General features: G+C 44.1%; 8 protein-coding genes. 2 read left to right on the top strand and 6 right to left on the bottom strand.

Annotated elements, in window-relative coordinates; genetic code table 11:
* Positions 1-127 precede the first annotated feature (127 nt).
* The 4 genes from MHI32_RS14765 to MHI32_RS14750 all read right to left on the bottom strand — a co-directional run bounded on the left by MHI32_RS14765 (position 128) and on the right by MHI32_RS14750 (position 6,352).
* Positions 128-2,488 (bottom strand): glycoside hydrolase family 95 protein, encoded by a 2,361-nt coding sequence (locus MHI32_RS14765; protein ID WP_340012631.1) that lies wholly within the window; start codon positions 2,486-2,488, stop codon positions 128-130.
* Between the two features lie 170 nt (positions 2,489-2,658).
* Entirely contained in the window at positions 2,659-4,473 is a 1,815-nt protein-coding gene (locus MHI32_RS14760) for a hypothetical protein (RefSeq protein ID WP_340012629.1), read from the bottom strand.
* Positions 4,474-4,762: 289 nt separating this feature from the next.
* A complete protein-coding gene (locus MHI32_RS14755; RefSeq protein ID WP_076184577.1) occupies positions 4,763-5,746 on the bottom strand; it encodes an aldo/keto reductase in 984 nt (327 codons plus the stop codon).
* A 15-nt stretch (positions 5,747-5,761) separates the two neighbouring features.
* Positions 5,762-6,352 (bottom strand): SDR family oxidoreductase, encoded by a 591-nt coding sequence (locus MHI32_RS14750; protein WP_076278455.1) that lies wholly within the window; start codon positions 6,350-6,352, stop codon positions 5,762-5,764.
* Between the two features lie 156 nt (positions 6,353-6,508).
* Between MHI32_RS14750 and MHI32_RS14745 the strand changes: the two genes are divergently transcribed.
* Entirely contained in the window at positions 6,509-7,417 is a 909-nt protein-coding gene (locus MHI32_RS14745) for an AraC family transcriptional regulator (RefSeq protein ID WP_076278454.1), read from the top strand.
* A gap of 548 nt (positions 7,418-7,965) precedes the next feature.
* Here MHI32_RS14745 and MHI32_RS14740 read toward each other — a convergent pair.
* Positions 7,966-9,462 (bottom strand): glycoside hydrolase family 43 protein, encoded by a 1,497-nt coding sequence (locus tag MHI32_RS14740; protein WP_340012627.1) that lies wholly within the window; start codon positions 9,460-9,462, stop codon positions 7,966-7,968.
* 143 nt (positions 9,463-9,605) lie between these two features.
* On the opposite strand from MHI32_RS14740, the gene MHI32_RS14735 reads away from it, so the two are divergent.
* Entirely contained in the window at positions 9,606-10,469 is an 864-nt protein-coding gene (locus tag MHI32_RS14735; protein WP_340012625.1) for an AraC family transcriptional regulator, read from the top strand.
* Positions 10,470-10,929: 460 nt separating this feature from the next.
* On the opposite strand, the gene MHI32_RS14730 is transcribed toward MHI32_RS14735, so the two are convergent.
* Complete coding sequence (locus MHI32_RS14730; protein ID WP_076125870.1) at positions 10,930-11,910, bottom strand: aldo/keto reductase; 981 nt, start codon at positions 11,908-11,910, stop codon at positions 10,930-10,932.
* Between the last annotated feature and the right edge of the window lie 281 nt (positions 11,911-12,191).

Raw genomic sequence — 12,191 nt, 5'->3', positions numbered from 1 at the left:
ACTTGTTGTGGCATAAATATCGCTCCTTTGGTTGCAGTTTGGATTTTGTTGTATGGCTAATGTTAATCCAATATCCAGGTCTTCAAAATGGAGATTTTTCGGCTTGCCTGTGTTTTATTACGATTGACTATTGTGCACGAATCTTGCGGGACTTCCCTGCAACTGAAGAAAAAGTATATCCAAATCCCTGACCATCGCTAATAAGAGATTGTTCTGGCAGATCGAGCGGAACGGCAGACCAAATTCGATATTCAGCGGTAACCGTAGAGTGAATCGTCGCTTCATCCAGCTTTCCTTGGCTCCAAGAAAGATCAACGGTAAAACCACCTCTTGCTCTCATCCCCCTTATGCTGCCTGAAGACCACTCCTTAGGAAGGGCAGGTAATAGTCGAAGTTCTCCTCGGTGGGATTGCAGCAGCATTTCTGCTACCCCTGCTGCTCCACCAAAATTGCCGTCTATTTGAAAGGGTGGATGGCAGTCTAAAAGATTCGAATACGTGGAGGAGGCTAACAGTTTAATTAAATGCTCATAGGCTTCCGCACCCATACCGAGACGGGCATAAAAGTTGACGATCCATGCCCTGCTCCAGCCGGTATGACCTCCACCTCCGTCAAGGCGGCGTTCAAGCGTTCGCCGGGCTGCTGCGGCAAGCTCAGGGGTGTGCCTCATGTCAATCTGTTCCCCCGGATGTAATGCGAACAACTGAGAAATATGCCGGTGACCTGCGTCTTGCTCTTCGTAGTCAAACAGCCATTCCTTAATCTGTCCATGACTGCCCACACTCGGCTGTGGAATGTGTTCAAGCGTCTCATGTAGTTCAGAGAGAAACATTGTATCTTCTTCTCCGATAATTAATGCCGCTTCTGAACAGGCGGATAGCAATGTATATGCGATTTGCAAATCCATGGATGGTCCCATACAGAGGCTGCCGTTGCTTCCGTCCGAAAGTAGGAAGCGGTTTTCCGGGGAGACAGAAGGCCCAGTAATTCGTAAGCCACCTTCCTCTACCATGTAATCAAGCAGAAAAATCGCTGCTTCCTTCATCACTGGATAGGCCCTTTCCTTGAGAAAAGAAAGGTTCAGTCCAAACCGGTAGTGTTCCCACAAATGAAGGCATAACCAAGCAGCACCCATTGGCCAGACCGTGCAGGTAATTAGGATGCCTTCTGGTCGGGTTTCCGCCCATAAGTTAGTGTTATGATGAGCAACAAAACCGCGACAGCCATACATTTCTTTTGCCGTTTCTTGACCGTTCAACTGCATCCGTTCGATCAGATCAAACAGCGGTTCATGGCATTCAGCCATATTTAGGACTTCGGCAGGCCAGTAATTCATCTGGAGGTTAATATTAATTGTATATTTTGATTCCCATGGCGGGGTAAAGCTATCATTCCATATGCCTTGCAGATTAGCAGGCAACGTACCTGGTCGAGAACTGGAAAGCAGTAAGTAGCGCCCATACTGTACATATAGTGCAACTAGTCCCGGATCACCAGACTCATTGGGATTGCTTCTTTCATCTTTTGCTTGCTGTAACCGCTGTAATCGCTTATCGGTAGGAAGCTCAGCGTACAGGTCTCCACCCCTAGTTAAATCGATTGAAAATCGAGCAAACCGGGACTTGTATTCCTCCTTATGCTGCTTTATTAGAGTTGCAAAAGACTGAGCCGTAGCTTGATCCAATTGCTCTAGACAGGCTTTTTCAGGTTGATCTACGCGGAAGGTACTCTGCGCTGCCAGCATAAGGGTGACGGAGTCTGCCCCCTCAATAGAGATGAAATCCCCGATGAGCCTCTGGCGGCCTCCTTGTTGAACTGCCCTTAGTGCTGTGCAAAAGCGAACGCCATCCGCTCCGCATTCCCCATTCATTAAAACTGTGTTTGCAGGACCAGTGCTACAGCCGGTATCGAACGGACGACGCATAAGATTCGCAGCCAACGTGATCTTGCCAAGTCTGTCAGCTGTCAATCGGACTACCAATACACCGTCCGGTTCACTTATAAAATATTGCCTGTAATAGCGAACCCCGCCACAACGGTACGATACCGTAACGACCGCTTGCTCCAAGTCGAGCTCCCGCTCGTATTTTTCTATAACCTCACTGGAATCCAGAAACTTTAAAATCAAATCTCCAAGTGGCTGGTACGGCTGCTCATATTTTGGTGAAGCAGTCATAGCCATTCGTGCCAAATGTTCTGCCTCCGCCTGCCTGCCGTCTTTCAGCATTTGCCGAATCTCTGTTAAATATGGCTGAGCTGCAGGATTAGCTGCACGTCCAGGGCCGCCGTACCAAATTGAATCTTCGTTAAGCTGGATTTTATCTTGGCCGATCATACCGGACACCATTGCCCCGAGGCGCCCATTTCCTATGGGAAGAGCCTCATTCCAATTTGACGCCGGGCTTGTATACCATAATCGAAGACGTTCTGATTCCTGCTTGGTTGCCGGTAATGCTACCTCTTGTTTCGCTCGTCTTCTTTCACTCAACTCTTGTTCACCTGGCCTTTCCTATTTTCAGGTCATATCATTCGTCAGTAACTCCACTTCCTATGCTACTCTTGATCCTGATGTCTCTCCATGGCATAGATTGTTAGGGGTTGTGTTTTTTTATGATCCAAACTAAAAAGGATGCGGAAAATTCCGCACCCTACTGTAAATTATTTTTTTATATTACTGAGCGCATTTCGACCTAAACGTTCCATCAGCTGCTGCTTGTAGAGACTATTAATGACGTTATGTTGACCGCAACTGCACCAATATCCATCTTCACGGGGCCGGGAATCATAATCGTTAGGAAGCAGTCCGGGTATCTTGCTACCAACATGGCCAATGGCGTAGTTTTGAGCGGTTGGTGGCCGCTGTAAAGTGAGCTCTCCTTGTGTATTCCAAGTCACATAATTCGCACCTGCCCAGCCATGTCCGCTGCCTAACCACGCCCTATCCCGAATAGAGATGGGAGCTTTGATATTATCGAACAGGCCTCCGACTGACCAGCGATGATGAGGTTCACTGGTGTTATAATTTTTAACAGCTTCTCCATCCAGAAATACATTCGGCCCCGGTACCCAGCTATCGACGGTGAACGCATGCCGCGCCGTCTCTGTATAAATACGTTGAGCGAGATTTAGCTGGCCCATCTGATGTATGACATAACGGCGACCCCCAGTAACCACACTGATCATATCGTACATTTGACAGTCCTGAACCGTAACCCATTTGGAATAACGCTTCATTTGAACGAGAGAATAGGACAGATGGTAACCTCTCACCTCTCGAACCCAGCCATTCTTCACACTGTTGAACACGACGAAACGTTCAGCATGTTTTTCGTCCGCATAATAAGGATCTGTTGTATCGTTATCCATCTTAATATCTATAATGCTTGGGTCAAAATCGGACTCTACCCTCATTTTCTCTACCCCCACCTGCTGAATGCGGGCATGGTCTGTATATTTATAGATCTCTCCGCCGCCCCACTGACGTTCGATAGCATTCGCCAATGGGGCATCGACCGTAATCGTATTACCTACAATAGCAGTGATGACTCGGTCAAAATCCAGATTGAACGGTGACCATTGGGTTACGGTTCCACCCGGGCGCTTATAGATGTTATCCATACCAATTTCGTGAATCCAGTTTTTATTACCTATTCTGCGGACTATGATCTGATCGCCTACATTGTAAGTACCCCCGTCTTCTACATGGAAAGAACGCGAGCCTGAGGGCACATACAAATCTGAAATCATCTGCTTCGAGTTGCTGTCCAGCATAAGATCTGCATTTTCACCAATTTCAATTAGATTTCGCAGTTTCGCTCCGGTACCATAGAGAATAGTGCCCTCTTTGTCCTGACCTTCACCGCGAAGGACGATCCCGCTTGCTTTAATGAACAACGTGCCTCCGACTTCATATCTGCCTTTTTTCAAAAGGACTGCCCCGCGGAATCCGTTCTTATCGAGCGGGAGCATAGCCAACTGGTCAATTGCCACCTGAATACGGTCCGTCGCGTCTCCGTCCAAGGGTAGAACGGTCGACTTAACGGGAATATTCGGGATCTCAACACCACCACCCCTATAACCCGCATTAGAAAAGTCCAAGATCCGATTACCTCGATAATCACCGATATACATCATCATTCCATCGTTACCAAGGAAAGCGATTGTGCTCTGTCCCGCGGGGATGCTCTTTGGATCCAGCACGGTAAAATAATATGAGTCATACTGAGGAGCTTTTCCGTCCTGCTTGAGGGTCATTCGCAGTTCATAAGTACCCAGTAGATCAGCCGTGCCTAACGGTGTCCATTCCATTAACGAGTCTTTAACCATAGGAGTCTCAGGCAACTCAGTCACCAGTTTCGTTCTATCAAAAATCAATTCACAGGCAACCCTTCCGTTAACACACGGTGTGAAGGAAACCGTCGGGTACACCTGACTTGGATTGAGGATGGCTGGTTGGCCAATTTCAGTATTCATGTGCGTATGCTTCAATGTGGAATTAATAATAAAGAGTTCATCTCCTTTTCTATATTCACTCTCACATATCGGATACATATTACCTTGGCTTAAGAAGAATTAACATGTCATTTTTATCGATTGGAATGTGTTTTCTTATTCACCTATTTATGCAAACCCTTGCACCCGCATGGTGCTGAGCAACGATTAAGCCAAACTAAAGACAAGTTTCTAAAGGCACTAAATGGTAGATGAAAGTTTAGCTTAGGTAAAAAAAAGGCGCGATCCCCAAGGGTATCACGCTTTTTATCTAGCTTAGATTTCCTATAACTGGGTGTGGCACATAAGGCTCTTCCAGACTCGCTATTTCACTTGGCTCCAGCTTCACTGATACCGCTGCAACGGCGTCCTCCAGATGATTTGCTTTGGTTGCACCAATGATAGGCGATGTTACTTGCTCTTTTTGCAGAACCCAAGCAAGCGCTACTTGGGCACGTGGAATCCCGCGCTTTGCCGCAATTTCGGCAACTACCTCAACAACCTTGCGGTCAGCCTCAGCCATTTTTGCATAAAATGCCTTTCCGACTTCGTCTATCTCTGAACGAGCTGTTTGTTCATTCCAATCACGGGTTAGTCGACCTTTAGCAAGCGGACTCCATGGGATCACACCGATTCCTTCTTCCCGGCAAAGAGGCAACATTTCCCGTTCTTCTTCCCTGTAGAGTAGATTCAAGTAATTTTGCATAGAGACAAATTTAGTCCAACCGTTACGCTCAGCAACATGCTGTGCCTGCAAGAACTGCCAAGCATACATAGAGGACGCTCCAATATATCTAACTTTACCTGCCTTTACTACGTCATGAAGGGCCTCCATGGTCTCTTCGATAGGAGTGTCATTATCCCAACGATGGATCTGGTATAGGTCCACATAATCTGTGCCCAGCCGTTTTAGACTGTTGTCTATTTCGGTCATAATCGCTTTGCGTGAAAGTCCTGCTCCATTTGGTCCCTGATGCATCCGGAAAAACACCTTTGTAGCAATGACTACCTCATCGCGGCGAGCGAATTCTTTTAAGGCACGTCCGACAATTTCTTCGCTTGTTCCGTCAGAGTATACATTAGCCGTATCAAAGAAGTTGATGCCAAGCTCCAGTGCTCTTTTAATAAAGGGTCTGCTCTGCTCCTCATTTAGCGACCACGGAGCCATTCCACGTTCAGGTACTCCGTAACTCATACAACCAAGACAAATTCTAGATACATCCAAACCAGTACGACCAAGTTTTGTATATTCCATTAGTTTGTGTCTCCTTTAGATTTTGGGTTTGTTTACTCCTAAACTGCGGCGAATTTCCATATCTGGTGACTCGGCCAATTTAACAACTAATGCAGCCACACTTTTTCGCGACACTTCTCTCCCTTTAAAAGGTTCACCTTTCTGAGTTATTTCGTAGTCTATCTCGTCTTTATAGGTAAACCATCCAGGTCTCAGAATTGTATAGTTAAGATTTGAAGCTTCAATAATTTCTGCAGATTTACGATATGGATCCAATATACTGCTGTACTTCTCTCCTGGAACTTCATCGTAAATGCCCATTGAGCTGATAAAAATCAAACGTTTAAGACCAGTGGTGTTCATTGCTTCAACGATGGTCTTAGACATTTTCTCCAAATTACCTGCCAGATTAGCATAAACAACATCTTGCCCGATCATCGCTTCTTTTAATTGCTCACTATCCAACACATCTCCTTCAACTACTCGAGCACGGCTGGATGTTATATGGCTTAATCTGTCCGAGTTACGGAGATAAAGTGTTAAGCGGGCATCGGTTTCGTTCAAAAACAAATCAATCGCATGTCGTGCAATTCCGCCATTAGCTCCTATGATCAAAACATTGCTCAATTTCAAAACCCCTTTCTTAGTTCTAATTATGCGATAAATGAAGTGAACGCCGTTATCTCAATTATCTTAAATGATTGCCTATTCCTCTCACTATCACTAACACAAAAGATGTTTTTACTTTATAATTGAATAAGAACAAAACATTAGGAGGAGCACATGTCTAAAGAATTACTAGAGCGGAAAGAAGAACTCGCCAGATTGATTGAACATCATTCGAGCCAGGATGGAGTATATGAGACCGCTATCCCCTCATTGTTTGTGATTCGTAACTCCAATGTGACCGAGCCAGTATATAGAGTATACAAACCTTCTTTATGTTTCATTGCGCAGGGAACAAAGGAGATCTTATTGGCCAAGGAGCGTTTTGAGTATGGTCCCGCAAATTATCTAATATCATCAATGAATTTACCCGTTATCGGTCAGATTATAAAAGCTTCTCCCAACGCACCCTATTTAAGCTTTAAGCTAGAATTCACGCAGAGTCAGATTTTGAAAGTACTAAATGATTCCGAATTTAAACTCGCTCCGAAAGAAAATGCTAAGCGAGCTATGTATGTCGGGCAGATAGAGTTATCACTATTGGATGCGATCCTGAGATTGGTACGTTTGCTGGATGATCCCAAGGACATTCCGTTTTTGGCTCCGATTTATACTGATGAAATTCTATACCGGCTTCTGCAGGGACCCTATGGAGTTACACTCGCTCAAATTGCGATGGAAGGTAGCAGCACCTACCGCATTCGGGAGGCCATCGAACAGATTATCGAGAACTGTGATAAACCTTTGCGGATTGAAGAGCTTGCTGAAACAGCCAATATGAGTATTTCTTCGTTCCATAGACACTTCAAAGAGGTAACTGCCATGAGTCCTATTCAGTTTCAAAAGCATCTGCGCTTACAGGAAGCTCGCCGCCTTTTATTATCTGAATCAGCGGATGCAGCGGATGTCGCGTTCCGTGTTGGCTATGAAAGTGCATCACAATTCAGCCGCGAATATTCTCGGATGTTTGGTTCACCCCCTAGAGCAGACATCAAGCGTTTGAAGGAAGATATGCTCATTGGATAAAAGCGAACGTGTTCTTCATTCACAATATGGAACTATCAGCTTAACACCAACTTGTATGGGTAACCTTTGCGCACACGCTGATTCTATCGGGCTGGTCCTATCAGGCTTATCCTATCTGCTGATCACTATCGGACCCAGGGGACCTTAAACGCAGTATTATCTCACATTTGGGATGCTAAAGGACCGCATAGCCGCTATTGGCTCAAAAAACACTCAATAAGAATCTATTTCGAAGTAATAGCTGCATTGGGGTCCGAAACTATGCTTAAAAAGTGATAAATACGCAAATAACGTCCTCTGAGTCCTTAAGCCTAAGAGGTTGATAAATACAAGCTGAGGCAGACAACCAACGACGACAAAAAAACAACGATATCCAAACAACAACAACAACAACAACCAAAAAACAACATCAACAACAACCAATAAACAACTAAATCCAACAACCAAAAACCACAAAGCAGCGATTCATCCATACTTGGAGAATCGCTGCTTTGTATTTTTCACAAGCTAACACTGCTTTTTCTGACGATCACGTAGCCGACCGCCTTTTATTTCTTTTGATAGCTAAACCAATCATAATAAGCAGTTGTTCCATAAGGAGAGTAGTTATACATGCCGAAGAATACTCCAGTAAATCCGCCTGCGACTTCAGTAGATATCAAGTGTGTCTCGGCTTCGCCAAGCAGATGCCATATTTGATCCACACCTCGATAGTAAAATATATATTTTTCAGGTAATACCTGGATTCTCAATTCTACCCCTGTTCCTTCGAAAGCCGAAGAATATGCCACATCACTAATGCTCCCTACCTGTCTGCGCAGCGTAATAACATTTTCACCTTCCATCTGCGTTAGTCCAATTGCGTAGTGATACTTCTGATCCATAAAAACTACAAGACCAGCTTCGTCACCCTCAAGAGGGCTAAATTCCATTTTGGTGGTAATTTCACAATTCAAATGCCGCTGTCTACAGCCAATAAAAGCAGGCGTACCCTTCTCATTTAATCTCACATCTGATCCACGTAAAGCTAGCCACCCTCCCCGTTCCTGCAATGACCAATCCACCTTATTAGCATTACGTATGAAATTCCAGCTCATTCTTAGGTCAGATTGATCAAAATCGTCGGTTTCAGGCTCTTCTTCCCACGGCATTGGTGAAGGCAGGTCAGCTTCCATTTCTAAACCAACCACTCCGTTATCACCAATCATTGGCCACCCCTCTTCCGTCCACTGAACAGGAGCCAAATATGTCTCTCTGCCAAGATGATGATGGTAAGGATAACCTACTGGTCGAATCCCCAGAAATACCGCCCACCAGCTACCATCCTGTGCTTCAACTAAATCGGCATGCCCTGTAGCTTGAATGGGGTAATCTGAACTTCGATGTGTCAAAATGGGATTGTGAGGAGACGATTCATAAGGCCCATATGGCGATCTACTTCTTGCAATAGTCTCCATATGTCCATATTCTGTCCCACCTTCCGCACACATCAAATAGTAGTAATCGTTTATTTTGTAAAGATGTGGACCCTCAGGGAATTTCCCTCCGCTGCCAGTCCAGATCAAGCGTGTATCGCTAAGCTTTTGACCCGTTTCAATATCAATCTCACATTGGTAGATCCCCCTCCCTTGCTCGGAGCCTGTGCTTGTGAAATAAACCTTTCCATCGTCAAAAAACAAGGAGGGATCAATGCCTTCTTGCTCCACATAAAGTGGATTCGACCATTCGCCTGCCGGGTCATCCGCCCAAACGTAGAAATGACCTCCGCTATCCTGATTTGTCGTAACCATATAAAAACGACCGTTATAATAACGAAGAGTCGGCGCCCAAACACCTCCGGACACCACGGATTCATCAAATTGAAGCTGATTCTCACGAGTCAAACAGTACCCAAGCTGCTTCCAATGCACCAAATCCTTGCTGTGCCAAATGGGTATTCCCGGAGAATAGGCAAATGAACTGTTTACCAGATAATAATCCTCGTCTACTCTGCAAATGCTTGGATCTGGATAAAACCCCGGGATAATCGGATTGTTATATTTCATGTAGTATTCTCCTTCTCTATCTTAATCAATGAAACCTATGTCAAGGATTATACTGCTTCAACTGGATAGAAAGCCTTGATTATTCGGTCCTAAAATAGCATGATATAGACATTCATCTAGACAAGCTTTTGGAGGGTAACGAGTTGAGTGAATTTTATTTAAAATGGTTTACATCTGATCGTCAATTTCCATTTTTTATTCAATACGGCTATCACGACGAAGACACCGATCTACATAGACATGCGGACTTTTCAGAGCTCGTAATTGTATTGAGTGGCACAGCTACACATATTGTTAATACTGAGGAGTCTTTTATCAAAAAGGGAAATGTGTTTGTAATTAATGGTTCGACCCCGCATGCTTTTAAAGATCCTCAGGATTTCAAGATCTGCAATGTTATGTTTCAGCCTGAATTGCTATCGACGGCCGGAGCGGATTTGCGGACATCCAACGGCTTTCAAGCCTTATTTGTGTTGGAACCCCTGTATCGTCATAAACATTCCTACACAAGCAAACTCAGCTTGCCGATTCCTAACCTGGAGTATGTCTCTTTTCTCATTGCAGGTATGACTGAAGAATATCACAACAAGCTACAGGGTTATCAGACCATGCTGGGCTCCAAGTTTATAGAACTGGTCGTCTATTTGTCCAGACATTATGACCCACAGGAAAAAGGGATTCAGGGGAACCATCTGATGCATTTGGCGAATGCACTCTCATTTATGGAAGATCGTTATCTTGAGCCGTTAACACTGGATCAGATCGCCAAACATTCGGACATATCAGTCAGACACTTAAACCGGATCTTTCGCTCCTACTATCAGACAACCCCGATCGCTTATCTTCATCGTTTACGTCTGGAACGGGCTTGCGGGTTATTAAAGCATTCTAATCTCAGTATCACCCAAATCTCAAATGAATGCGGGTTTAGTGATAGTAATTATTTTACTCGCCAATTCACTAAAATCTATGGGATGTCACCCAAGGTCTATAGGAACAAGCTTTGAGGGTAAAAAAAGAACACCAGGCAGCGATTCTCCTATTATTGGAAAATTACTCCCTGGTGTTTTTGAATTAATACGCATTACCTGATCAGATTATGGGCAAGTGAATATAAACAGACTAATGGTCGCTAATCGCTTATAGCAAACCTTGAACTTGAGGCGATCGGAATTTACTCTCCGCATTCTTCTAGCTCTACGTCTTAATCGAATCTGGAAAATAACTGCATTCTATACACTTATTCCGTACGCAGAAAGAACCTTCATACTTTAACTGCACTTTATACAACTAAAAACAACCAAACCTACCTAATGGGTAGAAAATCAAGGAAATAGATGTACGAAGTACACTTATATCCCCGAGCTGAGTGATTTGAAGGAATATAGCTGTACAAAATACAGTTAAACGTTGGTAAACAACGCTGACTTCGGCTCTACGGGATTATCCTCCCCCATTGATTTTTTATTAATTAAAACCAACGATGGAATGTGGTACATAAGGCTCCTCTAAAAACGCAATTTCTTCAGAGGTTAAAGTAATGGATAACGCACCTACGGCATCTTCGAGATGCGATGTTTTTGTAGCCCCGATGATAGGTGCTGTAACTGGTTCTTTTTGAAGCAACCAAGCAAGAGCGATATGAATCCGTTGAACACCGTGTTTTTCGGCGATTGTCGCAACTCGCTCCACGACTAATTGATCGGTATCGGCAGTTCCATCATATTTAGATTTTTGAATCTGATCAGTTTCTGAACGATGAGTTGATACCGCCCAGTCTCGCGTAAGTCTTCCTGATGCAAGGGGACTATAGGGAATAACACCAATATTCTCTTCCTTACAAAGCGGCAACATCTCTCGTTCTTCCTCACGATAGATAAGATTGAGATGATTTTGCATAGATACAAATCGGGTCCAACCGTTTTTCTCCGCTACATATAACGCTTTTTGAAACTGCCAAGCATACATTGCTGAGGCACCTATGTATCTTGCCTTACCAGCCTTCACTACATCATGAAGAGCTTCCATCGTTTCTTCTATAGGTGTGTGATAATCCCAGCGATGAATCTGATATAGATCTACATAATCTGTTCCCAATCTCTTGAGACTCTTATCAATCTCACTCATAATTGCTTTCCGGGATAATCCTGCTCCGTTCGGACCTTCATGCATACGGTTAAAGACCTTAGTTGCTAAAACAATCTCGTCTCGATTGGCATAATCCTTAAGCGCTCGTCCAACGATTTCTTCACTCGTTCCATCGGAGTATACATTCGCTGTATCAAAAAAATTAATACCCAGGTCAAGCGCTTTTTTTATGATAACACGGCTCTGCTTCTCATCAAGCACCCATTGATGGATCCAACGTTCGGCAACGCCAAAGCTCATACAACCTAAACACAGTTGGGATACATCCAGCCCCGTTTTTCCAAGTTTTGTATACTTCATTTATCTCGAATCCACACTTTCCAATTAAATTGTAATATCCTATTGCCCTGTCTTAAAGGGTTACATATTAATTCATAAAACAGCTCCAACGCATACCGATGAAAAGGAACTGCGGAATAGTTAACACTTCCGGCAGTACATTGCACCTAATCGATGATTTAAACGGCGTTTGAATAAACTGAATTTATATTCAATCCTGGTCCATGTCAAGCCTATTAATCAAGTAATAACAGCATTTGAATCAAATCTTGTTCATCCGCCTCTTTCCGTGTAAGTCTGTG

This window comes from Paenibacillus sp. FSL H7-0690, from assembly GCF_037980415.1.
GTDB classification, from domain to species: domain Bacteria; phylum Bacillota; class Bacilli; order Paenibacillales; family Paenibacillaceae; genus Paenibacillus_AQ; species Paenibacillus_AQ odorifer.
This window is presented reverse-complemented; position numbering and strand designations above follow the sequence as displayed.

Excerpts from the sequence above, each read along its gene's own strand:
- MHI32_RS14760 (WP_340012629.1), bottom strand. The coding sequence starts at position 4,473 with ATGAATACTGAAATTGGCCAACCAGCCATCCTCAATCCAAGTCAGGTG.
- MHI32_RS14755 (WP_076184577.1), bottom strand. The coding sequence starts at position 5,746 with ATGGAATATACAAAACTTGGTCGTACTGGTTTGGATGTATCTAGAATT.
- MHI32_RS14730 (WP_076125870.1), bottom strand. The coding sequence starts at position 11,910 with ATGAAGTATACAAAACTTGGAAAAACGGGGCTGGATGTATCCCAACTG.
- MHI32_RS14745 (WP_076278454.1), top strand. The coding sequence starts at position 6,509 with ATGTCTAAAGAATTACTAGAGCGGAAAGAAGAACTCGCCAGATTGATT.
- MHI32_RS14740 (WP_340012627.1), bottom strand. The coding sequence starts at position 9,462 with ATGAAATATAACAATCCGATTATCCCGGGGTTTTATCCAGATCCAAGC.